This is a genomic window from Paraburkholderia sp. RAU2J (assembly GCF_003634845.1).
GTDB classification, from domain to species: domain Bacteria; phylum Pseudomonadota; class Gammaproteobacteria; order Burkholderiales; family Burkholderiaceae; genus Paraburkholderia; species Paraburkholderia fynbosensis.
In genome coordinates, this window is sequence record NZ_RBXG01000001.1 from 1,179,868 (window position 1) to 1,201,932 (window position 22,065).

The window sequence follows — 22,065 nt, forward strand, 5'->3', positions numbered from 1 at the left end:
CCGGTTCGATGAACGACCGCGACGGCGCGCGCAGCGCCGCCGGAAGAATGACTGCCTTGTCGCTAAGGCTGAATGTGCGCGGGCGCTGATTCCAGATGCACCACTACCCCCTCCAAGCCAGGGGACCCGCTTAAGAATTAGCGGTGTGAAGCCGCTTTCTTTGCTTACTTTCTTTGCGGCGGCAAAGAAAGTAAGTGCCGCCCCGCACAGGGGCAACGCCAATAGACCACCGCGAACTCAAGGAAAGGCCAACACCGAAGGCAAACAGCCAAACACGCCAGCCTAAAACCAACCCAAAAACCAGAGATAGCCCGCAATCCCCCTTCTTTTCGACCCATCGATCCAAGCCCAAATCAACAACAATCACCCTCACCAGCACTAAAGGCACGCAAAGCAAACCACATGGCATCCACGACCGCAAACCAGCAAGCCGCGCCCGCCTCCCCGGGCCCGTTGAAGCGCATCATCCTGATCGCCCTCATTGCGATCGTCGCCGCGGGCGCAGCCGGCGCGGGTGTGTGGTTCTTCATGTCCAAACGCGCGCCCGCCGCGACCTCAGCGGAAGCCGCGCCGCCGCCGACCGCGGCGCCGCTGTTCTTCCCACTCGAATCGATGACGGTCAACCTGCAATCGGACGACGGCCAGCAGCACTTCCTGCGCATCGGCCTCACGCTCCGGCTCGGCGACGCCGCCTCCCAGCAGCAGCTCACCGAGCACATGCCGGAAGTGCGCAGCCACATCCTGCTCGCGCTCTCGAACAAGCACCCCGACGATCTCGCGCCGCTGGAAGGCAAGCGCGCGCTCGCCGAAGAGCTCAAGACGCTGATCGCGCAGCCGACCGAAAAGGGCGCCGCGCCGATCCACGTGCAGGACGTGCTGTTCACCGAATTCGTCGTGCAGTGAACGCTCAGTGACGTTATCTAGCGCTGCCACCATCAACCGCCACGGGACGCACGAGGAATAAGCCATGGGCCACGAAGAGTTCATGTCCCAGGAGGAGGTCGATGCCCTCCTCAAGGGCGTCACCGGCGAGTCCGACTCGGAAGCCGAGCAAAGCGACCGCTCGAGCGTACGCCCGTACAACATCGCGACGCAGGAACGCATCGTTCGCGGCCGGATGCCCGGCCTCGAAATCATCAACGACCGTTTCGCGCGTCTGTTGCGCGTCGGTATTTTCAACTTCATGCGGCGTTCGGCGGAAATCTCCGTCGGTCCGGTGAAGGTGCAGAAGTACAGCGAATTCACCCGCAACCTGCCGATCCCGACCAACCTGAACCTGGTCCACGTGAAGCCGTTGCGCGGCACGTCGCTGTTCGTGTTCGACCCGAACCTCGTGTTCTTCGTGGTCGACAACCTGTTCGGCGGCGATGGACGCTTCCATACCCGCGTCGAAGGGCGCGACTTCACGCAGACCGAGCAGCGCATCATCATGAAGCTGCTCAATCTGACGTTCGAGCACTACGCGGCGTCGTGGAAAAGCGTGCGGCCGCTGCAGTTCGAATATGTGCGCTCGGAAATGCACACGCAGTTCGCCAACGTCGCCACGCCGAATGAAATCGTGATCGTCACGCAGTTCTCGATCGAGTTCGGCACGACGGGCGGCACGCTGCACATCTGCATGCCGTATTCGATGATCGAGCCGATCCGCGACATCCTCTCTTCGCCGATTCAGGGCGAAGCGATGGACATCGACCGCCGCTGGGTGCGCGTGCTGTCGCAGCAGGTGCAGGCGGCGGAAGTGGAGCTGAGCGCGGACCTCGCGCAGGTGCCGGTCACGTTCGAACAGATCCTGAACATGCGCAAAGGCGATGTTCTGCCGATCAACATCCCCGAGCGCATCACGGCGAAAGTCGACGGCGTGCCGGTGATGGAATGCGGCTACGGAATTTTCAATGGTCAGTACGCGTTGCGGGTCCAGAAAATGATCAGCGCAGCCGACACGATGAAGGAAGGTGGATATGAGTGACCTGAACGCAAAGCCCGAGGCCGAACTGGCTGCCGGCGAGCCGCAACTGGCCGCCGGCGCGGCCGAGGACGATGACGCGATGGCCGACTGGGCCAGCGCGCTGGCCGAGCAGAACGACAATGCCGAAGTCAGCGCGACGACGGCCGGCGTGTTCCAGCCGCTGTCGAAAGTCGAGCCGACCTCGACGCGCAACGACATCGACATGATCCTGGACATTCCGGTCCAGATGACCGTCGAACTCGGTCGCACCAAGATCGCGATCCGCAACCTGTTGCAACTCGCCCAGGGCTCGGTGGTGGAGCTGGACGGCCTCGCCGGCGAACCGATGGACGTGCTGGTCAACGGCTGCCTGATCGCCCAGGGCGAAGTGGTGGTCGTGAACGACAAGTTCGGCATCCGTTTGACCGACATCATCACGCCGTCCGAACGCATCCGGAAGTTGAATCGATGAAACGCTTGACCGCACGCGCCGTGCTGAACGCTTCGCGCGAAGCCCTGCTTCGCGCCGGCGTGGTCGCCACGGTGGCGCTCGCCGTGCCCCTGTCGGCGCACGCCGCCGACATGAACGCGGTCAACAACGCCGCGAACATCGCTTCGGGTGTCGGCGCCGGCTCGTCCGTTCCGGCGCTCGGCGTCGGCGCGGTATTGCAAACGATCGTCGGCCTGCTGGTCGTGATCGGTCTGGTGTTCGGCTGCGCGTGGCTCGCGCGCCGCTTCGGCCTGCAGCCGGGCCAGCGCAGCGGGCTCGTGAAGACCGTCGGCGCTGCGTCGCTCGGCGGCAAGGAGCGCGTCGCGGTCGTCGAGATCGGCGACACGTGGCTCGTGCTCGGCGCGGCGCCCGGCAACGTGCGTCTCCTGCATACGATGCCCGCGGGCTCCGCCACGCCCGATAGCGTCGCCGTTACGGCCCCGCAAAACGGCGCTGCTCGCGCACCGCTGCCGGGCACCTTCGCTCAACGCTTTCGCGACGCTTTGAAAGGTGAAGTAGGCAAACGTTTCAACGCGCACGGCGGCGGGGACCGGTAATGCAGTTCAGTTCCATGCAAGTCAGCGTTTCGTCGCTGCGTGACGCACGCCCTGCCCCGGTGCAAGCCGCACTCAAAGTATTGCGCCGTGTCGCGCCACTCGCGCTGCCCCTCGTCGTGCCCACGCTGATGCTCGCGCTGCCGACGCTGTCGTTCGCGCAAACCGCCGGGCTGCCGGCTTTCAACACGAGCCCCGGTCCGAACGGCGGCACCACCTACTCGCTGAGCGTGCAGACGATGCTGCTGCTCACGATGCTGTCGTTCCTCCCGGCGATGGTGTTGATGATGACGAGCTTCACGCGCATCATCATCGTGTTGTCGCTGCTGCGTCAGGCGCTCGGCACGACTACCACGCCGCCGAATCAGGTGCTGGTCGGTCTCGCGCTGTTCCTCACACTGTTCGTGATGTCGCCGGTGCTCGACAAGGCCTACAGTGAGGGCTACAAGCCGTTTTCCGACGGCACGATCTCGATGGACCAGGCGGTCTCGCGCGGCGTCGCGCCGTTCAAGACGTTCATGCTGCGCCAGACCCGCGAAAGCGATCTCGCGCTATTCGCGCGCATCTCGCACGCGGCGCCGATGCAGGGTCCGGAAGACGTGCCGCTGTCGCTCCTCGTGCCCTCGTTCGTGACCAGCGAACTGAAGACCGGCTTCACGATCGGCTTCACGATCTTCATCCCGTTCCTGATCATCGACATGGTGGTGGCGAGCGTGCTGATGTCGATGGGGATGATGATGGTGTCGCCCGCCACCATCTCGCTGCCGTTCAAGCTGATGCTGTTCGTACTGGTCGACGGCTGGCAGTTGCTGCTCGGCTCGCTCGCGCAGAGTTTCGTTTAACCCGCATTTTTTGGCGCACTCACCATGACACCTGAAGCAGTCATGACGCTGGCCCACCAGGCGATGTATGTCGGCCTGCTGTTGGCCGCCCCGCTCCTGCTGGTCGCGCTGGTCGTCGGCCTGGTGGTGAGTCTGTTCCAGGCGGCCACGCAGATCAACGAATCGACGCTCTCGTTCATTCCGAAGCTGCTCGCGATCGCCGTCACGATGGTGATCGCCGGCCCGTGGATGCTGACGACGATGCTCGACTATCTGCGTCACACGCTCACCAGCATTCCGACGCTCGTCAACTGAGCGGCGCGCCGCCACTTCCCTCGCCATGTTCACGGTCACTTACGCTCAACTGAACGGCTGGCTGACCGCGTTCCTCTGGCCGTTCGCGCGGATCGCCGCGCTGATCGCCACCGCGCCGGTGTTCAGCAACGTGTCGATGCCCGCCCGTGTGAAGATCGGCCTTGCCGCTTTCACCACGATCATCGTCGCGCCGACCATCGGCGCCATGCCGCAAGTCACGGTGTTTTCGGCGGCCGGCGTGTGGGTGCTCGTCAACCAGTTCCTGATCGGCATCGCGCTCGGCGTGACGATGCAAGTGGTCTTCCAGGCGATCGACGCCACCGGCTACTTCATCGGCCTCGGCATGGGCCTCGGCTTCGCGACCTTCTTCGACGCACAGGCGACCGGCTCGGGCGTGGTGATCTCGCGCTACATGACGACCATCGCGATGCTGGTGTTTCTCTCCGTCGACGGCCACTTGCAGATGCTGGCCGCGCTGGTGACGACGTTCCAGTCGGTGCCGGTGTCGGCGAACCTGCTCGCGCCGCACGGCTGGCAGACGCTTGCGAACTGGGGCGGCTCGATCTTCGCGGCGGGCTTGCTGCTGTCGCTGCCGGTGGTGGTGGCGCTGCTGATCGCCAACCTCGCGCTCGGCATTCTCAATCGCGCCGCACCGCAGATCGGCGTGTTCCAGATCGGCTTTCCGCTCACGATGCTGGTCGGTCTGCTGCTGGTGCAGTTGATGCTGCCGAACATGATCCCGTTCTTCGTGCGGCTGTTCGACGGCGGCATCGACGAGATGGGGCGGGTTGCGGCGGGCTTGCGATAAGGCCGCGGCTCGGCAGACCCTTCGCGCCGGAATTCACGGCATAAAAAAACCGGCTCGCGCCGGTTTTTTTCTGTCGCGTTCGTGCATCAGTTGTTGATGTACTGGAACAGCGACATGTTCTGGATCTGCACGAACGCTTGCTGCGAAGCCTGCAATGCCGCCTGCTGCATTGTGTACTTGCTGATCGTCGCCACCATGTCGGTCTGGGTCAGGTCCGCGAGGTTGCTTTGCGTTTGCAGCGAGTTGGTCTGCGTGACGGTTTGCAGCGCCTTCACCTCCTGCTCGCGCCCGCCCACGGACGCCTGCACCGCCGTCACGTTGCTCAGCGTGTTGGACAACTGCGTGAGGCCAGTGTTCAGCGCGTTCTGCAGGTTCGCGGTCGCCGCAGTATTCCCCGTCACCGGCTGTTGCAGTGCGGCGATCATCGCGTTGATGTTGGCGAACACGTCCGTGCCCGCCTGCTTGGCCGTCTTGACCGTAAAGGTGTCACCGTCGGCCGGTGTGCCGGTGATCGCGACAGTCTGACCGCCCATCGTGATGTTGGCTCCATCGGTATAGGCTTGCGGCGTGCCTGCGACGCCGGTGGTCGTGTCCGTGATGGTATAGGTCTGCGCCGCGCCGCTGCCGGTGAACTGGATCTGATACGCGTCCGCGTTCGCTGCATTGGTCGGATCGTTGACCGTCACCGAGCCGATCACGCCGGTGCCCTGGTTGGTCGAACTGCCGCCGGCGACCGGCTCCGCATTGACCGCGCCGACGCTCATGAACACGGTAAGCCCGTTGTCGCCGGTCGCCACCTGGTTACTGTCGGTGACCTGCACGGTGCGCGTGCCGGTATCGCCCGAATAGACGACGTTGCCGCTCGGGTCGGTCGTAAATGCCTGCGTGCTGTTCTGAAATCCGGAGAACAGCGAATTGCCCGCGCCGTCCGTCGCGTTGGCGTAGGTCAGCAACTGGTCGCGCAGGGTTGTCAGCTCGGCGGCAATGGCGCTGCGGTTCGAATCGTTCAGGCCACCGTCGCTCGCTCTGAGCACTTGTGTGTTCACGCTTTGCAGCGTGCTGATCACGCCGCTGAGCGTCGAGTCCTCGGCCTGCAGCGACGACAGCGCGGCGCTCTGGTTGGTGGTGTATTGCGACAGCGCCGTCGCCGTCGAACTCAACTGCACCGCCTGGGCCGCACCGAGCGGATTGTCGGCCGCCGTGTTCAGGCTGATGCCGCTCGAGATTTCCTGGTAGATCTGGGACAACTGAGCCTGCTGGTTGCTCATTGTCTCGACGTTCATGCTGAAGTATTGCGAGCTGGAGATACGCATGGTTCAACGCCTTACGAGAAGATGCCGAGCAACGTCTGGAACAGGGTCTGCGCGGTCTGGATGACCTTGCTGTTGGCCTGATAGAGCTGCTGATACTGAAGCAGGTTAGCTGCTTCCTCATTGATATTGACACCTGACACGGACTGCTGCGCGGCGGTGATCTGCGTGACGAGCGAGGCCTGCGCGGTGCTCGAAGTCTGCACCTGGCTCGCCTGGTTGCCGATGTTGTTCACGTAGGTCGCGTACGCGCTCGTCAGCGTGGACGTGCCGCCCGACATCACCTTCGAGGTGGTCAGGTTCGACAGCAGTTGCGCGTTGCGGCCGTCGTTGGTCGCGCCGGTGTTCGGACCGATCGAGAACGTGTCGCCGTCCGCGGGCGTGCCGCTGAGCGTGACCGTCACGCCGTTCATGCTGCCGGCAACGGCCGAGTTGGTCGGGTTGTCGATCGTCAGCGTCGCGCCCGAGCTGGGCGAGTACGGCACGGCGGTCGTCGCCGAGGTGATCGTGTACGAAGTGGGCGGCGTGCCGGCCACCGTCACCACCGAATTCAACGGGAAGCCCGTCAGGCCCGTGCCCGCGGTGTAGGTGATGGTCGAGGCCGTGGTCGGCGCGCTGTAGCCCGCCGTGACGGTGCCCTGCGTGATCGCCGCGCTGCCGGTATTCGACGCGGAGGCCGACGCCAGCACCGGCGAGGCCGCCGCGATCGCCGACGGCGACGTGGTCGTCAAAGCGAAGCCGTTCAGCGCGCCGCGCGTCGGTTCGACCGAGAACGAGTCGCCGGCCTTCATCGTGCCGGTGGCTGAGAACTGCAGCCCGCCGATCGGGTTGGTGAGGTTCGTCGCCGAGCCCACGATGCTGCCGGTCGCGTTGTCGGTCAGCGTGTAGGCGGTGCCGTTGTACGACAGCGTGTAATCGCTGGTGGTCGGCTGCGTTGCGTCGGCAAACGACACGGAAAGCGACGCGTTGCCGGTGTTCTGCCCATTCGCATACACCGTCGGCGAGCCGACCGTGAACAGCGCGCCGCCCGCGGTGCCGTTCAGCGTGATGCCGAGTTCGTTCTGCGCGTTCACCTGCGCGGCGAAGCTGGTAGCGATGGCGCCGAGCTGCGCTTGCGCCGGATCGAGCGTCTGCGAACGGAACTGCAGCAAGCCGCCGAGCGTGCCGCCGGACACGTTGGTGTCGGACAATGTCTGCGGCGTCGGCGCCGGCTTCGCGCCAGCCTGGCCGAGATACTGGACCGACAGTTCGCTCGGGTCGCTGGCGGACGTCGCCGTACCGAGATTGAAGCTGTTGCCAGCGGACACGAGCGGCTGGCCGTTGGACATGAACACGCTATAGCCGCCGTTGTTCTGCACGACCGACACGCCGATCAGTTGCGACAGGTTCGATACCGCCAGATCGCGCTGGTCGAGCAACTGGTTCGGCGGCTGACCCTGGCTGCTCGCCGCGGTGATCTGCGTGTTCAACTGGGCGATCTGTTGCGTATAGCTGTTGATCTGCGTGACCGCGTTGCTCAGCTGGGTGTTGACGCTCGAGCGCAACTGGTCGTACTGCTCGCCGGCGGCGTTGATCTGGTTCGCGAGCGTCTGCGCATCGCTCATCGCGGTCTGGCGCGTCGAGACGCTGGACGCGCCGTTGGCGACGTTCTGCAAACCCGTGAAATAACCGGTGATGGCGCTCGCGATCCCCGCAGTCGGACTGCCGACCAGGTTGTTCAGCTGCGTGATCATCGTGTTATAGGCGGACAGCGCGCTGCTCGACGATTGCGCGTTGTTCAGCTGGGTCGCGAGGTACTGGCTGTACTGGCGCTGCACGGTGGTCGTCGACACGCCCGACGGCAGATAGCCAGAACCGGTGTAGCTGCCGCCGGTTTCCGCATAGACCGGCGTCTCGATCGAATAGCCGGGCGTCGACGCGTTGCTGATGTTCTGGCCGGTCGTCGTTAACCCCCACTGGGCTGCATTGAGTCCGCTGAGGCCGATGTTTAAGAGATTGCTGGACATGCGTCATCCTGAAGGGCGACACTGCAGACATGCCGCCACGTTACTTGAACAATCTGTTTAACGGCCCACAGTGAAAAAAATTGAGGGCCATTGCGATGCGTGCGCGACTTCGTTGCAACGTTTGCGAGGCTGGCCGGGCGCGGCGCTGGTGCGAGTTCACGTGCGCCTCATTGCGTGGGTTGCGCCGCGCTCTTTCAGACGAACCGCGCGGGCCGTTCCTCACGCGGCAAGCGCGCAAGGCCCGGATCAACGCCGGTCCACCCGCCCCGCATCCGCTTAACGCACCAGCGAACGGCGCTTCATTTCAAGCTGCGTGATCAGACGTTGCAGCGTGTTTTCGGCGCTGCCCGGCAGCGTCAGAAAACGGAAACCGAGTTGGTAGCGCCGCGTGCCGTTCGGCAACGCCGTGGCGCGGTGCGACACCAGTTGCAGATCGAGCGACAGGCGGCCGAGCGCGCCGAGCGACAGTTCGCAATCTTCCAGACGCGTGTCCATCGGCAATTCGGCGACGCGTTCGTCCGTGGTGCGCATGCCAACGCCGCCAAGCGACAGATCGTGCACTTCGAAGCGGAACGTGTCGCCCGCGGGCAGACGGCCGCTGCACATGTACGGATCGAGAATCGGCGCATCGACGCGGAAATACTCGCGGCGTTGCACGTAAAACAGCACTTCGGGGAAGTCGGCCTCGAACGCGGGCAGTCCTTCGAAGCGGGTCTCGCGCGGCGTCGCAGTGACGAACTCGAGGCGCACGCCGTCCGGCGCCGCGTGGAATTTGCAGCGCGGCGCGGCCAGCAACCCCGTGTTCTGATCGGACAACGCGCCCCAATCGAAGGTGAAGGTGCGTCCGCGCACGTCGACGTCGAGCAGGCGCGTCACGAGCTGGCCGCCTGCATATTCGACGGTAAGGAAATCGCCGCGATTGACGAGATTGCGCAACTGAACGCCGATCTCCAGCGGATTGCGGCGGCCGAAATCCGGCGCGCTATCGTCTTGCGGGGCGTGCGGCTGGCCGTGCGTGTCGGTCTGGCCGTTCGACTGGTTCATATCCATGGGCTTGCCGGTATGCATGTTCTTGCGGGCGCGTGCCAGGGCTCCTGCCGGAGCTTTCGCGCGGCCCCGATCGAAGCCGCGACACACGCATTCAACCGGACGTTGCGACTTTTCCGGTATCGGGTCTTAGCTGATTAGCGGCAGCATCCAGCCAAAATTTAGGGGCTTTAATGAAATATTTGCCGCAAACGTTAAAACGCAAGGACCTCTCGCGGGTGGACCGGCCGCCTCCCGGCGGCCCGTCCACCCGTCTTGTCATGCACCTCGCCCCGTCGCGGGCATGGCTTTTTATCCGGTACGTCGGTTTGCTGCGAGCCGGCTTCGGCCGGCATGGCGCTGCATGACTGCGTCGCTGCATCGACGGCAGATCAGCCCATCTTCTGCATGATCGACATCAGTTTTTTGGCGTAATGCGGGTCGGTCGCGTAACCCGCGCGCTGCATGCCGTTGGCAAAGCCGTTCACGTCGCGCGACGAATTGATCACCTGCGCGTAACGCGGGTTGCCCTTGAGCAGGTTCGCGTAATCGGTCATCGCTTCCTGATACGAGTCGTACGCGCGGAATTTCTCGACGGTGCGCTGCGGCTTGCCGTTCACATATTCGGTCGTGACGGTCGAGACGGTCTTGCCGGTCCAGTCCTTACTCGCCTTGATGCCGAACACGTTGTGGCTGGGCGAACCGTCCGTCTTCCTGATCTCGCTCTTGCCCCAGCCCGATTCGAGCGCGGCCTGGCCGATGATGAAGCGTGCCGGAATGCCGGTCGCGGCGCTCGCGGCCTGGGCCGGCGCGGCGAGCTTGTCGACGAACGCGTCGACCTTCGGCGAGCTGCCGTCGCCGCGCAACGGCGGCGTCAATGCGCTATTGGCCGAGTAGCCCTTGCCCATCGCCAGCTGACCGTTGGCCTGCGCGTTGCCGTAGGCCTTCGCGAGCGCGTTGAGCGCGGCGGTCTGGCCTTCGTCGCCACCGCTTCCGCCACCGCCCAATGCGTTGGCCATGCCGGCGAAACCGCCCGCGCCACCTGCACCGCCCGCGCCACCGCCTGTCTGGATGCCCTGATTGCGCATCAACTGCTTGAGCATCGCGTCGGCCACGCCAATGCCCTTCTTCGACAACTGCTGCGACATCTGCTGATCCATCATCGACGTGAAGGTCGCGCTGTCGTGCGAATCGAACGGGCCGTCCTGCGGCGTCGCATCGCGCATGCTCTTCAGCATCATCTGCGTGAACACGGCGTCGAACTGCTGCGCGGCCATCTTCATGCCGGCTTGCGGCGAGGCCTTGGCTTGCGCGCTCAAACTCGCGAAGCCCTGCACGTCGAGCGCGAACCGGCTGGTCAGGTCGTTCGCGGTATTGGTCGTATCCGAATTCATCTGGCGTCTTCCTTAGATGATTTCCAGGTCGGCGCGCAACGCGCCCGCCGCCTTCATGGCCTGCAGGATCGACATCAGATCCGCGGGCGTCGCACCGAGTGCGTTGAGCGCCTTCACCACGTCGGCGAGATTCGCGCCGGCGCTCACCAGCCTCAGTGCACCGTTGTCCTGCTTCATCTGGATCTGCGACTGCTGCGCAACCACGGTGCGGCCGTTCGAGAACGCGCCCGGCTGGCTCACCACCGGTTGCGTGTTGATCACCACCGAGAGGTTGCCGTGCGCGACCGCGCAGTTCTGCAGCGTGACCATCTGGTTCATCACGATCGAGCCGGTGCGCGCGTTCAGAATCACCTTCGCGGCGGCCTGCGCGGGCCTCACGTCGAGGTTCTGCAATTGCGCCATGAAGGCGACCTGCTGCTCGGGATCGCTCGGCGCGCGCAACTGGATCGTGCGGCCGTCGAGCGCGGTGGCGGTGCCGCCGCCGAACGCGTTGTTGACCGCCGCGACGACGCGCTGCGTGGTGTCGTAGTCCATCTCGTTCAGGTCGAGTTGCATGGTGCCCGCTTGCGACACCGAGGTCGGCACCGCGCGTTCGACGATCGCGCCGCCAGCGATGCGACCTGCTGCCAGCGTATTGACCTGCACCTTGCTGCCGTTGGCACTGGCCCCGGCGCCGCCGACCGCGAGATTGCCCTGGCCGAGCGCGTACACCTGGCCGTCGGCGCCCTTGAGCGGGGTGAGCAGCAGCGTGCCGCCGCGCAGGCTCTTCGCATTGCCGAGCGACGACACGGTGACGTCGATCTGTTCGCCCGGCCGCGCGAACGGGGGCAGCACCGCCGTCACCATCACGGCGGCGACGTTCTTCAACTGGATGTTCGACAGCGACGACTGCGAGTTGCTCGAGCCCGCCGCCTGGTTGTTGATCGAGATGCCGAGGTTCGCCAGCATGTTGGCGAGCGTCTGCGTGGTGAACGGCGTCTGCGTGGTCTGGTCGCCGGTACCGTCGAGACCGACCACGAGGCCGTAGCCGATCAGCGGGTTGTCGCGCACGCCCTGGATCTGGACGAGGTCTTTCAGGCGTTCGGCATGGGCGGGCGTGGCGGCCGGCAGCGCCGCACAGGTGAGCGCGACGAGCGCGAGCGCACGGCCGGCACGCTGGGCGGTGACGCCCACGGCGGCCCGGGCGGCGGCAAGCACGGCGCGGGCTGCGCGGCGAAGGGAGACGGTACGCATGGTCACCACGGCGACACGTTGAGGAAGAAGCGCTGCAGCCAGCCCATGTTCTCGGCCTCGTTGAGATAGCCCTTCGCGGAGTACTCGATTTTCGCGTCGGCCACCTGGGTCGAATACACCGCGTTCAGGCTGGAAATCGTGTTCGGATTCACCACGCCCGAAAAGCGCACGAATTCGTTGCCCTGGTTGATCAGCATCTGCTTTTCGCCGCTGACGATCAGGTTGCCGTTCGCCTGCACGCCCGTCACCGTGACGGTGATCGTGCCGTTGAACGTATTCGACGCATTGGCGCCGCCGGTGCCCGAAAACACGTTGGCGCCGCTCGCGCTCAGATTGGCCTTGGCGAACAGGCCGCCGAGGAAGCCCGCGGTCGGCACCGCCAGATTCGTGCTGCCGTTGCGATTCGCATTGGCGCCCGACGACTTGGTCGCGTTGATGTTTTCGGCTATCACGATCGTGATGATGTCGCCGACATTGCGCGGCCGCTGGTCTTCGAACAGCGGCCGGCCCGCATAGCCCGGGTTGTAGATCGAGCCCGGCGCCTGCGCTTGAGGTGGCACCGGCGGCAACGCCGTCATCGGCTGCTGCGTGATCGGCTCCCTGGGCACGAGGCCGCAGCCACCCAGGGCCGCGAGCAGCGTGAGCTGCACGAGCGCCTGAGCGGTGCGCGAATGAACCGGAATGCGAGTGAAGTGCGACATCTTGATTACCGCCTTTTATTCCCAGTCCCTCAAACCTGCATCTGGCTGAGGGTCTGCAGCATCTGGTCGGAGGTGGTCACGGCCTTGCTGTTGATTTCGTAAGCGCGCTGCGTCTGGATCATGTTCACCAGTTCCTGCACCACGTTGACGTTCGATGCTTCCACGTAGCCCTGATTCAGCGTGCCGGCGCCGTTCAGGCCCGGCTGCGCGATGTTCGGCGCACCCGACGAAGCCGTTTCCGAGAACAGGTTCTCGCCTTTCGCGTCGAGGCCGGCCGGGTTGATGAAGGTGGCGACCTGCATCGAGCCGAGCTGCTGGCTATTGGTCGAACCGGCGACGGTGATCGACACGACGCCGTCGCTGCCGATCGTGAGCGACGTCGCGTTGGTCGGAATCGTGATGGCCGGAATCACCTGATAGCCGCTCGACGTCACGAGCTGCCCCTGCGCGTTGGTCTGGAACGAGCCGTCGCGGGTGTAGGCGGTGGTGCCGTCGGGCATCTGCACCTGGAAGAAGCCCGCGCCGTTGATCGCGATGTCCTTCGAGTTGCCGGTCTGCTGCAGGTTGCCCTGGGTGTACAGGCGCTCGGTGGCGACCTGTTGCACGCCGGTGCCGAGCTGGATGCCGGACGGCAGTTCGGTTTGCTGCGTCGAGTTCGCACCCGGCTGGCGGATGGTCTGGTACAGCAGGTCCTCGAACACCGCGCGCGAGCCCTTGAAGCCGTTGGTGCTGACGTTCGCGAGGTTGTTCGAGATCACGTCCATCTGCGCCTGTTGCGCATTCATGCCGGTAGCGGCGATGTAGAGCGAGCGATTCACTTATGTTCTCCTGTGTCGACCGGAGTTAGCGCTTTAGCGCTTACTCCGGTCCCATGATTGCTATGCCGGGGCGATCCGTTAGCTGAAGCTGAGCAGCTGGTTGGCGGACTGATCGTTCTTGTCGGCGTTCTCGAGCAGCTTGGTCTGCATCTGGAACTGCCGCGCGTTGGTGATCATCGAGACCATCGCGCTGACCGGATTCACGTTGCTGCCTTCGAGCGACGCCGGCGCCAGCGTGACGGCCGGATCGGCGTCGGCGGGGTTGCCGTCGGCGGTGCGAAAAAGGCCGTCGTCGCCGCGCGTCATGGTTTGCGGGTCCGGATTCACCAGCTTCAATTGATCGACCGTGACTACCGCCGTCGGCGGATCGCCCGGCGTCAACGCGGACACCGTGCCGTCCTTGCCGATCGTGATTTCCGCGCCCGGCGGCACCGACACCGGCCCGCCGTTGCCGAGCACCACCTGGTTGGTGGCATTCACCAGCTGGCCGTTTTCGTCGACGTGCAGATTGCCGGCGCGCGTATAAGCCTCGTTGCCGTCGGCGGTCTGCACCGACAGCCAGCCCGGCCCCTGGATCGCCACGTCGAGCGGATTGCCCGTCTGCTGGATCGGCCCAGGCGTGTAGTCGGCGCCCGGCGTCGACGACAGCACGAAGGTGCGGGTGGTGTTGTCGTTGATCGAACTGCCGTCGCCGAACGACATGGGCACGGCACGGAAAGTCTCGAGCTGCGCACGAAAGCCGGTGGTCGATGCGTTCGCGAGGTTGTTCGCGACGATCGCCTGCTGTTCGAGCGCCTGGGCGCTGCCCGACATCGCGGTGTAGATCAGCCGATCCATGATGGGGTCCCGGTCGCTTACAGGTTGATCAGGGTCTGGTCGACGGTCTGCTGGGTCTTGATCGTCTGCGCGTTCGCCTGATAGTTGCGTTGCGCGGTGATCAGATTCACCAGTTCGCTCGTCAGATCGACGTTCGAGTTTTCCACCGCGCCGCCTTGCAGCACGCCGTGGTTGGTCGAGCCCGGCGTGGAGATCTGCGCGACGCCCGATGCCGAGGTCGCGCCGTATTCGTTGTTGCCGAGGTCGATCAGGCCGTTCTGGTTCGCGAAGTTCGCCAGCACGATCTGGCCGAGCGCGGAGGTCTGGCCGTTCGAATAGTTGCCGGTCAGCGTGCCGTCGGCGGCCACCGTGAAGCCGGTCAACTGGCCCGCCGCGTAACCGTCGGGCTGCAGGCTGTTCACGCCGTCCTTGCCGCCGTACTGCGTGGTGCCCGCGAGGTTCAGCGTGATGCTCTGCGGCGTCGTCGAACCGTCGGTGGTCGGGATCGAGAGGTCGAACGTGTACGGCGTCGAGGTCGCGGTGCCGTTCGCATTGGTCGTGCCGATCAGCTTGCCCGACGAGTCGAAGTTCGCCTGGCCGACCAGCGTCGCCGTGCCGGTCGAGGTGCCCGCGTAGACGTTCCACGTGCCGGCCGCCGACTTCGCGAAGTACATGTTGACCTGCTGCGAGCCGCCGAGCGTGTCGTAGACGGTCGTGCTGGTCGAGTAGTTGTACGTCGACGAGCTGTTCTGGTTGAACGCGATAGGCGTCGGCGCGACGGTGTAGCTGTCGTTGGCCACCGGCGTGCCGCTGAATGTGATGCTTTCGCCGTTGCCGAGCGTGATCGCCGTGCCCGCCGTGTAGATGCCGGACGTCGACGTGCCGAGCGTGTTGTCCGTGACCGTGTAGTCCGTCGCGCTGGTGAACTTGATCGTGTAGTTGTCGTTGTTCGTGCCCGAGGCGGCGTTCGTGATCGTCGCGCCGTTGCTCGCGAGCGTGCCGGCGTTGGTCGCGCCGGCCGTCACCGTCGGCGTGCCCAGCATCAGATCGTCCTGCGCATTCAGGTTCAGGCCGGCGGCGATCGTGGTGGTCGCCGTCGGCGCGATGTTCGCGGTCGGCACCTGCAGCGGCACGGTCTGCGCGCTATTGATCACGCCGCCGCTGTTCGCGGCGTAGCCCATCAGTTGCAGGCCTTGCGCGTTGGTGATGTAGCCGTTCTTGTCGAGCTGGAACACGCCGTTACGCGAATAGGTCAGCGTGCCGTTGTTGTTCATCTGGTAGAAGCCGTTGCCGTTGATCGCAACGTTCAGCGCCTGATTGGTCGAGGTGATCGTGCCTTGCGAGAACTGCTGCTGCACTTCCGCGAGCTTCGTGCCGATACCGACCTGCTGGTTCACCGCGGTCGCGATCGAATTGGCGTACATGTCGGCGAATTCGGCGGTGCCGCTCTTGAAGCCGACCGTGTTGGCGTTGGCGATGTTGTTGCCGATCACGTCGAGATCGCTCGACGATGCCGACAAACCGCTCAAACCTTGCTGGTAACCCATGCCGTTCTCCGTATCTGGAAAGTCGTAACTGAATTGTTCTGAATCAGAGGATCGCGGCGACGCTGGTCAGGCCGACCGTCGTCCCGTTCGACAGGACGAGGCCCGCCGTGCCCGAGCTCTGCGTGACGACGCTTTCCACCGTCGCGCCGGTCAGCGTGGTGGCGGTCGCCTGCTGTCCGTTGATCGTGCCCATCGCGGTGATCGTGTAGTTGCCGTCGGGCAGCGCGTTGCCCGCCGTGTCGGTCGGCGTCCAGCCGACCGGAATCGTGCCGGCGGACTGCTTGCCGAGATCGATCGTGTTGACGATCGTGCCGGCCGAGTTCTTCACGACGACCTGCAGATCGCTTACGTCGTTCGCGAGCGTGACGCCGAACGCGCCGGTTTTGCCGCTCGCCACGGAGATCGAGTTGCCCGGCGCGAGCACGGTCGAGCCGATCAGCAGCGCGGCCTGCGATTGCTGGCCCGCCGAGAGCTGCGTCGACAGCGAGCTCAGCGAGGTGTTCAGCTGGCTGATGCCCTGCACCGTGCTGATCTGCGCGAGCTGCGAGGTCATCTCCGAGCTGTCCATCGGATTGGTCGGGTCCTGGTTCTTCAACTGCGCGACGAACAATTGCAGGAAAGTGTTCTGCAGATCGGCGGCCGACGTGCCGGACGTGGCGGACGTGCTGCTGGTCGAACTCGTGCTGCTGTTCGTGCCGTTCATCGTGTCGAGCAGCGTCTGCGATACGGTCGTGCCGTTGCTGCCGATCGTGGTGCTAGTGGTCAAGGCGTTCTCCTCAGGTTCCGATCGTGAGCGTTTTCAGCATCAGGGTTTTGGCCGTGTTCAGCGTTTCGACGTTGGCCTGATAGGAGCGCGAAGCCGAGATCATGTTGACCATTTCCTGCACCGGATCGACGTTGGGCAGCGTGACGTAGCCGTCCGCATTGGCCGCCGGATTGCCGGGCTCGTAGGCGGTCTTCATCGGCGACGGGTCATCGACCACGCCCGTGACCTGCACGCCGCCCACCTGCTGGCCGGAGCCCGAGCGCGCGCCGCCGAGCGGGTTCACCGCGAACACGACCTGCTTGGCCTTGTACGGCTGGCCGTCCGGGCCGGTGGTACTGTCCGCGTTGGCGAGATTCGACGCCGTCACGTTGAGCCGCTGCGACTGCGCGGACATCGCGGAGCCGGCAACACCAAAAATATTCATCAGGGATGGCATGGTTTCCTGACCTCTCCTGCCGGTTCGAGCCGGCCTCAAGTTAAGTCCCGTAGCGATTTGTTCGTGCTTGCTGCTGTGTCTCTTGCTGCGTGTGCTGTTATGAACCCGACGTGATCGCCGCCAGCATCGTTTTGATCTGACTCGACAACACCGTCATGCCCGATTCGAAATGCAGTGTGTTGTCGGCGAACTGGACCCGCTCGGTGTCGATATCCACCGTGTTGCCGTCGAGCGCGGGCTGCGTCGGAATCCGGTATTGCAGATTGCCGTAGTCGTCGGGCGCGCCGCCGGTCGCGGTGAGCGTCGCTTTGCCGGCCATGTGGCCAGGCTCCGTCGACACCATCGACATACCGCTCGTCACGCCGGCCGGCTGCGTCATCGCGAGCGTCGAGCTGTTCGACGCGCCCTGGCCGGCGGCCGTGCCGCCCGTCTTCTTCAGCGCGCCGGCCAGCGACGACGCGAAATCGACGTCGCGCGCCCGGTAGCCCGGGGTATCGGCATTGGCGATATTCGACGACAGCAGCTCCTGTCGGTAAGCGCGCACATCCAGCGCCTGACGGCCGAAGGCGAATTCGGCATCGAGTTTGTCCAGCATAGAAATCTCCCGAGAGGGTTCCCTAGGCTTCCCATCACTGCGCCGCTCGCGAACTGCATCGACCGGGAAGACCTTTTTGCATGAGGTGCATCTTATGGGCCGAACGCAAGCGGCAATCGGACGAATAACCGGGAAAGGGGGCTTCTATTCAACGTTTGCGTGGCGGGGGCGCTCACTAGAATGCAAGGCGTACCGATGCATTCGATGGAGACTCACGATGGACCAGCCCACTTCCGATTTGCCGCAGCGTGCGAGCCGCGCGGCGGCGCATCGCCCGGGTGCGTCCTTGCATGCATCCGCAGAGGCAACCGCGGTCGCTTCGCTGCGCGCCGGCCGGCCTGCGCGCGTCATGCGGCTGGCGCCGCGCCTTGCCATGCGCGCCGCTTCGCGCGTCTTCACGCGGCTGGTGGTGAGCGTGGCGCTGTGGGTCGCGGGCGGCATCGTGCTGCTGCCGGGCACGAGCCAGGCGCAGGAAGCCGGCGGCCCGATCGTGATTCCGGGTCCCGCTGAAAAGAATCCCGGCGCGCTCGCCGATATCGCGCAGCAGATGCGCACGCCGTCGCAGCGCGCGGCTTCGGCCACCTCGCTCGCCGCCGCCACGGCGCAATCGATCGGACGCGGGCCCGCGCCGCGCGACGCGGATCCGTTCACACGCGCCGCCGGCACGAGCGGCGCGATCGTCATTCCGGGCGCGAACGAACCGGCCGCCGCACCGGCAATGATCCGCACCAACTTCAAACCGGACGCCAACGGCGTCGTGACAATTCCCGCGCCCGGCAATGCCGGGGGGTCGGCGAACGTGGCGCGCGTGAATGTCGCGCCGGCTTCGCGCGCGGTCATGCCGGTCATCGTGACGCCTGCGCCGACGGCGGCCCCGTCCGCCGTCCAGCCGGTCGACGCCAGCGCGCCGCAAGGCAGCGGTTTCGACACCCTCGCGTCGCGTGGCGAGCCGCCGCAATTCGGCGCGAACGGCAAGCCGATCGCGCCGACGGCCACCGCGATGCCGAGGCGTCCCGTGATCGCCAGAATGCCGGCGGTGCGCCAGCCAGCGCCGGCCGTCGCGCAGAAAAACATGCAGGCAGCCGCGATTGCGCAGCCGGCGACACTGCCCGGCCAGCAGGACGCCGAAGCGATTCACGCCGCCGCGCTGGCCTTTTTGCAGCAGCAGTCCGCCGGCTTGCCCGGCAAGATCGACATCACCGTCGCGTCGGCCTTTCCGCGTGGCCTCAGCGCCTGCGCCTCGCTCGAACCATTCATGCCGACGGGCGCGCGCCTGTGGGGCCGCATGACCGTCGGCGTGCGCTGTGCGGGCGAGCGTCCGTGGACCATCTATCTGCAGGCGCGCGTCTCGCTGCACGCCACCTACTACCTCGCTGCCCGCGCCATGGCGCCGGGCGAAGTGCTCACCGCCGCTGACCTCGTCGCGCGCGACGGCGACCTGACCGGCCTGCCGCAAGCGATCGTCACCGATCCCTCGCAGGCGGTCGGCTCGGTCTCGCTCGTGCGGATCGCGGGCGGCATGCCGCTGCGCCGCGACATGCTCAAGAGCGCATCCGCGGTCGCGATCGGCCAGACGGTGCGGGTCGTGGCTGCCGGCAACGGCTTCTCGATCTCGGCCGAAGGCAGCGCGATGAACAACGCGTCGCCGGGCCAGCAGGTGCGGGTGAAAACCGCGAACGGGCAGGTCATCTCGGGCATCGTCAAGGACGGCGCGACCGTGGAGATTCAACTGTGAACGGGCGGACCGCCGTGCGCCACACGCCGGAACCGGCTGGGGCGGAGGCGGCATCGAAGGGGACGGATCGCGTGGAAAAGCAGGGTCCGGCGTGGACCGATTGCGCTAAAGTTTTGATCAGCGGTTGCCGTTATCAGGATCAAATCGTTCAGGAAGCCAATCGTGAAAGTCGATTCCACAACCAATTCGAATCTGCCGACGTTGAAAGACGCCCTGTCCCGCTCGCAACAGAGCGATGGCACCCCTGCGGCCGGCACCGCGCAGGCCGCGAGCACGGCGGCGGCCACCACGGCCAGCGGTTCGGGCGACGCGAGCGTCAGCCTGTCGGGCCTGTCGCAGCATCTACGCAGCCTCGCGGCGTCCGGCTCGGCCGACATCGACACGGCGCACGTCGAGTCGATCAAGCAGGCCATCAAGGGCGGCACGTTGCAGATCGATTCCGGCAAGATCGCCGACGGCGTGCTGCAGACGGCGCGCGACCTGTTGCAGAACAAGACCTCGTCGACCGGCCATTGAGCGGCACAGCGAAGTGCGGTGAAATGCCGGGCGGCGTTCGACCAACCCGGCTCGCGAATCATGCGCGAGCCGCCGTGCCCAGCGAGTTGCTGAGATGAAAGACGCCCTGCTTGCCACCCTCATCGACGAATATTCGACCGTCGAGGCGTTCGCCTCGATCCTGACCATCGAGTCCAAGGTGCTGGCCTCCACGTCGGCGCTGGAAGAACTGCCCTCGATCGTCGAAAAGAAGACTGAACTGATTGGCGTGCTCGCGCGCCTGGAAGCAGCGCGCGACGCGCAACTGGCCGAGCAGGGCTTGCCGGCCGGCTGGCCCGGCATGGAACTGGCGGCCGACTCGGATGCGCGGATCGCCGCACAGTGGTCGCTGCTGCAAAAAGCAGTCGAGCGCGCCCGGCGCGCCAATACCAACAATGGCGAGTTGATCCGCGTGCGGATGGATTACAACCAGCGCGCGCTGACTGCCCTGCAGGTGCACGCACCGCGCAAGGCCAACAACTTCTACGGGCCCGATGGGCGGATTCCGGCGCACTCCGGAGTTTGAAAAGCATCGGCGGCCAAGTGGCTGCCGCACCGACCCCGGCCCTGTCGGCCACACCTAGGCTGAACGCAAAGGCTCGTCATCGACGAGCCTTTTTCTATTGCGGCGCCCTCACCTCATTGCCCGCCCTCACGCTCCAACGTTAGCCATCTGGCTAGCTGGCGCACAACGCCGCGTCGCGTTGAAATGTCATCCCCCAATCGAGTTTTCGCCGCCGCCGCCGCGGCTTTGCCGTTGCGGCGCATCCACAGGCAAAACTCCGCTCACCTAGCGAGGTTGTGTAATCGTGTGTATAGTTGCGGGAGTGCAATATGAACAGCGCCGAGGTCGTCAGACTGATCCACGCCGATGGCTGGCAACTTGTCCGGATAACGGGCAGCCACCATCATTTTCGGCACGCGGTAAAGCCCGGTCTCGTGACCATCCCGCATCCGAAAAAGGATCTGCCGCCCGGCACCGTGAACAGCATTCTGAAACAGGCGGGTCTGAAATGAAAAACCTGGTCTTTCCAATCGCCATCGAACCCGGTGACGGGAAGCATGCGTTCGGCGTGGTGGTGCCCGACATCCCGGGCTGCCACTCGGCGGGCGATACGCTGGAGCAAGCCTACGCGAACGCGAAAGAGGCCATCGAAACGCATCTCGAGACCTTGATCGACGAAGGTATGCCGCTGCCCGAACGCCGGACGCTCGACGAGCATCGGCTCAATCCTGGCTTCGCAGGATTCACGTGGGGCCTCGTGACCACGCGCAATATTCCGGCGCTGAAGAAAGCGGTTCGCATCAACATCTCACTGCCCGAGGCGCTGGTGCATGAGATCGATGCGTACGCGCAGGCGCGCGGCATGTCGCGCTCGGCCTTTCTCGCGCTCGCCGCCGAACATGAAATGGCTGATGCCTGAGGAGCGCGGTGTGCGTGTAGCGCTACCCGTCCAACCTCGAACAGTCCCGCTTCAGTTCGCCTCGGCGTTCGCCCAGGCCATTTCCCGCAGCCGCGTGCGCAGGCGCGCCACGGCCTGGCTGTGCAACTGGCACACCCGCGACTCGCTGACCTCCATCACCGCGCCGATTTCGCGCAGGTTCATGCCGCGCTCGTAGTACAGCGACATGAGCAGCTTCTCGCGATCCGGCAGGCGGTCGATCGCCTCCACGAGCGCCGAGCGCAGGCTGTCATCGAGCAGCGCCGACAGCGGGTCGGAATGATCCACGCAGTAGCGGTCGAGAAACGGCTCGTCGTCGGCGGAGCGGTCGAAGTCTTCGTAGTAGATCAACTGGCTGCCATGCAGGTCCTGCAGCATCGACTGATATTCGTCGAGCGGCATCTGCAGGTGCTCGGCCACCTCGGTTTCGCTCGCCGAGCGGCCCAGGTTCTGCTCCACCTTATGCACCGCCGTTTCGACCTCGCGCGAGGTGCGCCGCAAGCTGCGCGGCAACCAGTCGTTGCTGCGCAACTCGTCGAGCATCGCACCGCGAATCCGCTGGCTGGCGTAGGTCTCGAACTGCGCGCCCTGATCTTCCTTGTAGCGGCCAGCGGCATCCAGTAATCCGATCATGCCGGCCTGGATAAGATCGTCGAGATCGACGCTCGCCGGCATCTTGGCGACGAGCTGCAAGCCGAGGCGACGCACGAGCGGTGCGTACTTCGTCAGAACTTCGGCTTGGGAAATCTTTCCCTGGGCGTTATACATCGTGC

Annotated in this window: 25 protein-coding genes; 12 read left to right on the plus strand and 13 right to left on the minus strand. The window is 65.1% G+C overall.

The window, feature by feature from the left end:
* The first annotated feature begins 402 nt into the window (after positions 1–402).
* The 7 genes from fliL (at position 403) to fliR (ending at position 4,933) form a co-directional block, all read left to right on the plus strand.
* Complete coding sequence (gene fliL, locus B0G69_RS05555) at positions 403–903, plus strand: flagellar basal body-associated protein FliL (RefSeq protein WP_121315988.1); 501 nt, start codon at positions 403–405, stop codon at positions 901–903.
* Between the two features lie 64 nt (positions 904–967).
* Complete coding sequence (gene fliM / locus B0G69_RS05560; protein WP_121315989.1) at positions 968–1,966, plus strand: flagellar motor switch protein FliM; 999 nt, start codon at positions 968–970, stop codon at positions 1,964–1,966.
* Complete coding sequence (gene fliN, locus B0G69_RS05565; protein WP_121315990.1) at positions 1,959–2,417, plus strand: flagellar motor switch protein FliN; 459 nt, start codon at positions 1,959–1,961, stop codon at positions 2,415–2,417. The genes fliM and fliN overlap by 8 nt, the downstream gene beginning before the upstream one ends.
* Positions 2,414–2,992 (plus strand): flagellar biosynthetic protein FliO, encoded by a 579-nt coding sequence (gene fliO / locus B0G69_RS05570; protein ID WP_121315991.1) that lies wholly within the window; start codon positions 2,414–2,416, stop codon positions 2,990–2,992. The genes fliN and fliO overlap by 4 nt, the downstream gene beginning before the upstream one ends.
* A gap of 14 nt (positions 2,993–3,006) precedes the next feature.
* Positions 3,007–3,831 (plus strand): flagellar type III secretion system pore protein FliP, encoded by an 825-nt coding sequence (fliP, locus tag B0G69_RS05575; RefSeq protein ID WP_121319124.1) that lies wholly within the window; start codon positions 3,007–3,009, stop codon positions 3,829–3,831.
* 24 nt (positions 3,832–3,855) lie between these two features.
* Positions 3,856–4,125: a flagellar biosynthesis protein FliQ gene (gene fliQ, locus B0G69_RS05580; protein WP_121315992.1), complete on the plus strand. Its 270-nt coding sequence runs from the start codon at positions 3,856–3,858 to the stop codon at positions 4,123–4,125.
* Positions 4,126–4,150: 25 nt separating this feature from the next.
* A complete protein-coding gene (gene fliR, locus B0G69_RS05585; protein WP_121315993.1) occupies positions 4,151–4,933 on the plus strand; it encodes a flagellar biosynthetic protein FliR in 783 nt (260 codons plus the stop codon).
* 86 nt (positions 4,934–5,019) lie between these two features.
* On the opposite strand, the gene flgL is transcribed toward fliR, so the two are convergent.
* The 12 genes from flgL to flgB form a co-directional block, all read right to left on the minus strand.
* Positions 5,020–6,246 carry a flagellar hook-associated protein FlgL gene (gene flgL / locus B0G69_RS05590; protein WP_121315994.1) on the minus strand — a complete coding sequence of 409 codons (1,227 nt, stop codon included), beginning with the start codon at positions 6,244–6,246 and terminating at the stop codon, positions 5,020–5,022.
* 11 nt (positions 6,247–6,257) lie between these two features.
* A complete protein-coding gene (flgK, locus tag B0G69_RS05595) occupies positions 6,258–8,249 on the minus strand; it encodes a flagellar hook-associated protein FlgK (RefSeq protein WP_121315995.1) in 1,992 nt (663 codons plus the stop codon).
* 276 nt (positions 8,250–8,525) lie between these two features.
* The gene (locus B0G69_RS05600; protein ID WP_199731143.1) at positions 8,526–9,299 is read right to left on the minus strand and encodes a flagellar brake protein; all 774 of its coding nucleotides are present in this window, start codon (positions 9,297–9,299) and stop codon (positions 8,526–8,528) included.
* Positions 9,300–9,667: 368 nt separating this feature from the next.
* Positions 9,668–10,669: a flagellar assembly peptidoglycan hydrolase FlgJ gene (gene flgJ / locus B0G69_RS05605; protein ID WP_121315997.1), complete on the minus strand. Its 1,002-nt coding sequence runs from the start codon at positions 10,667–10,669 to the stop codon at positions 9,668–9,670.
* A 12-nt stretch (positions 10,670–10,681) separates the two neighbouring features.
* Positions 10,682–11,902 (minus strand): flagellar basal body P-ring protein FlgI, encoded by a 1,221-nt coding sequence (locus B0G69_RS05610; protein WP_121315998.1) that lies wholly within the window; start codon positions 11,900–11,902, stop codon positions 10,682–10,684.
* Between the two features lie 2 nt (positions 11,903–11,904).
* Entirely contained in the window at positions 11,905–12,603 is a 699-nt protein-coding gene (gene flgH / locus B0G69_RS05615; RefSeq protein ID WP_121315999.1) for a flagellar basal body L-ring protein FlgH, read from the minus strand.
* A 29-nt stretch (positions 12,604–12,632) separates the two neighbouring features.
* Positions 12,633–13,421 (minus strand): flagellar basal-body rod protein FlgG, encoded by a 789-nt coding sequence (gene flgG / locus B0G69_RS05620; protein WP_121316000.1) that lies wholly within the window; start codon positions 13,419–13,421, stop codon positions 12,633–12,635.
* 78 nt (positions 13,422–13,499) lie between these two features.
* Positions 13,500–14,258, minus strand: a complete 759-nt coding sequence (flgF, locus tag B0G69_RS05625; protein ID WP_121316001.1) for a flagellar basal-body rod protein FlgF — start codon at positions 14,256–14,258, stop codon at positions 13,500–13,502.
* Between the two features lie 17 nt (positions 14,259–14,275).
* Positions 14,276–15,784: a flagellar hook protein FlgE gene (locus tag B0G69_RS05630; RefSeq protein WP_121316002.1), complete on the minus strand. Its 1,509-nt coding sequence runs from the start codon at positions 15,782–15,784 to the stop codon at positions 14,276–14,278.
* Between the two features lie 43 nt (positions 15,785–15,827).
* Positions 15,828–16,550 carry a flagellar hook assembly protein FlgD gene (locus B0G69_RS05635; RefSeq protein WP_121316003.1) on the minus strand — a complete coding sequence of 241 codons (723 nt, stop codon included), beginning with the start codon at positions 16,548–16,550 and terminating at the stop codon, positions 15,828–15,830.
* 10 nt (positions 16,551–16,560) lie between these two features.
* Positions 16,561–16,986 (minus strand): flagellar basal body rod protein FlgC, encoded by a 426-nt coding sequence (gene flgC, locus B0G69_RS05640; protein ID WP_042327114.1) that lies wholly within the window; start codon positions 16,984–16,986, stop codon positions 16,561–16,563.
* 97 nt (positions 16,987–17,083) lie between these two features.
* A complete protein-coding gene (gene flgB / locus B0G69_RS05645) occupies positions 17,084–17,581 on the minus strand; it encodes a flagellar basal body rod protein FlgB (RefSeq protein WP_121316004.1) in 498 nt (165 codons plus the stop codon).
* 217 nt (positions 17,582–17,798) lie between these two features.
* Here flgB and flgA point away from each other — a divergent pair, with 217 nt between their 5' ends.
* The 5 genes from flgA (at position 17,799) to B0G69_RS05670 (ending at position 21,274) form a co-directional block, all read left to right on the plus strand.
* Entirely contained in the window at positions 17,799–19,316 is a 1,518-nt protein-coding gene (gene flgA / locus B0G69_RS05650; protein ID WP_121316005.1) for a flagellar basal body P-ring formation chaperone FlgA, read from the plus strand.
* Between the two features lie 162 nt (positions 19,317–19,478).
* On the plus strand, positions 19,479–19,832 hold the full coding sequence (flgM, locus tag B0G69_RS05655; protein WP_121316006.1) for a flagellar biosynthesis anti-sigma factor FlgM: 354 nt from the start codon (positions 19,479–19,481) through the stop codon (positions 19,830–19,832).
* Positions 19,833–19,926: 94 nt separating this feature from the next.
* On the plus strand, positions 19,927–20,376 hold the full coding sequence (locus B0G69_RS05660) for a flagellar protein FlgN (protein WP_121316007.1): 450 nt from the start codon (positions 19,927–19,929) through the stop codon (positions 20,374–20,376).
* 308 nt (positions 20,377–20,684) lie between these two features.
* Positions 20,685–20,867 (plus strand): type II toxin-antitoxin system HicA family toxin, encoded by a 183-nt coding sequence (locus tag B0G69_RS05665; protein WP_121316008.1) that lies wholly within the window; start codon positions 20,685–20,687, stop codon positions 20,865–20,867.
* The gene (locus B0G69_RS05670) at positions 20,864–21,274 is read left to right on the plus strand and encodes a type II toxin-antitoxin system HicB family antitoxin (protein ID WP_121316009.1); all 411 of its coding nucleotides are present in this window, start codon (positions 20,864–20,866) and stop codon (positions 21,272–21,274) included. Before B0G69_RS05665 ends, B0G69_RS05670 begins: the two co-directional genes overlap by 4 nt.
* Positions 21,275–21,325: 51 nt before the next feature.
* Here the strand turns inward: B0G69_RS05670 and B0G69_RS05675 are convergent, their stop codons facing one another.
* The gene (locus B0G69_RS05675) at positions 21,326–22,060 is read right to left on the minus strand and encodes an RNA polymerase sigma factor FliA (protein WP_121316010.1); all 735 of its coding nucleotides are present in this window, start codon (positions 22,058–22,060) and stop codon (positions 21,326–21,328) included.
* Between the last annotated feature and the right edge of the window lie 5 nt (positions 22,061–22,065).

What these genes read in the sequence shown, in the direction of transcription:
- B0G69_RS05675 (WP_121316010.1), bottom strand. Translation starts at nt 22,060, where the DNA reads ATGTATAACGCCCAGGGAAAGATTTCCCAAGCCGAAGTTCTGACGAAG.
- fliQ (WP_121315992.1), top strand. Translation starts at nt 3,856, where the DNA reads ATGACACCTGAAGCAGTCATGACGCTGGCCCACCAGGCGATGTATGTC.
- B0G69_RS05610 (WP_121315998.1), bottom strand. Translation starts at nt 11,902, where the DNA reads ATGCGTACCGTCTCCCTTCGCCGCGCAGCCCGCGCCGTGCTTGCCGCC.
- flgH (WP_121315999.1), bottom strand. Translation starts at nt 12,603, where the DNA reads ATGTCGCACTTCACTCGCATTCCGGTTCATTCGCGCACCGCTCAGGCG.
- fliP (WP_121319124.1), top strand. Translation starts at nt 3,007, where the DNA reads ATGCAAGTCAGCGTTTCGTCGCTGCGTGACGCACGCCCTGCCCCGGTG.
- B0G69_RS05670 (WP_121316009.1), top strand. Translation starts at nt 20,864, where the DNA reads ATGAAAAACCTGGTCTTTCCAATCGCCATCGAACCCGGTGACGGGAAG.
- B0G69_RS05600 (WP_199731143.1), bottom strand. Translation starts at nt 9,299, where the DNA reads ATGGATATGAACCAGTCGAACGGCCAGACCGACACGCACGGCCAGCCG.
- flgL (WP_121315994.1), bottom strand. Translation starts at nt 6,246, where the DNA reads ATGCGTATCTCCAGCTCGCAATACTTCAGCATGAACGTCGAGACAATG.
- fliL (WP_121315988.1), top strand. Translation starts at nt 403, where the DNA reads ATGGCATCCACGACCGCAAACCAGCAAGCCGCGCCCGCCTCCCCGGGC.
- fliM (WP_121315989.1), top strand. Translation starts at nt 968, where the DNA reads ATGGGCCACGAAGAGTTCATGTCCCAGGAGGAGGTCGATGCCCTCCTC.
- flgJ (WP_121315997.1), bottom strand. Translation starts at nt 10,669, where the DNA reads ATGAATTCGGATACGACCAATACCGCGAACGACCTGACCAGCCGGTTC.
- B0G69_RS05665 (WP_121316008.1), top strand. Translation starts at nt 20,685, where the DNA reads ATGAACAGCGCCGAGGTCGTCAGACTGATCCACGCCGATGGCTGGCAA.
- fliR (WP_121315993.1), top strand. Translation starts at nt 4,151, where the DNA reads ATGTTCACGGTCACTTACGCTCAACTGAACGGCTGGCTGACCGCGTTC.
- flgB (WP_121316004.1), bottom strand. Translation starts at nt 17,581, where the DNA reads ATGCTGGACAAACTCGATGCCGAATTCGCCTTCGGCCGTCAGGCGCTG.
- B0G69_RS05660 (WP_121316007.1), top strand. Translation starts at nt 19,927, where the DNA reads ATGAAAGACGCCCTGCTTGCCACCCTCATCGACGAATATTCGACCGTC.
- flgK (WP_121315995.1), bottom strand. Translation starts at nt 8,249, where the DNA reads ATGTCCAGCAATCTCTTAAACATCGGCCTCAGCGGACTCAATGCAGCC.
- B0G69_RS05630 (WP_121316002.1), bottom strand. Translation starts at nt 15,784, where the DNA reads ATGGGTTACCAGCAAGGTTTGAGCGGTTTGTCGGCATCGTCGAGCGAT.
- flgC (WP_042327114.1), bottom strand. Translation starts at nt 16,986, where the DNA reads ATGCCATCCCTGATGAATATTTTTGGTGTTGCCGGCTCCGCGATGTCC.
- fliN (WP_121315990.1), top strand. Translation starts at nt 1,959, where the DNA reads ATGAGTGACCTGAACGCAAAGCCCGAGGCCGAACTGGCTGCCGGCGAG.
- flgF (WP_121316001.1), bottom strand. Translation starts at nt 14,258, where the DNA reads ATGGATCGGCTGATCTACACCGCGATGTCGGGCAGCGCCCAGGCGCTC.
- flgA (WP_121316005.1), top strand. Translation starts at nt 17,799, where the DNA reads ATGGACCAGCCCACTTCCGATTTGCCGCAGCGTGCGAGCCGCGCGGCG.
- fliO (WP_121315991.1), top strand. Translation starts at nt 2,414, where the DNA reads ATGAAACGCTTGACCGCACGCGCCGTGCTGAACGCTTCGCGCGAAGCC.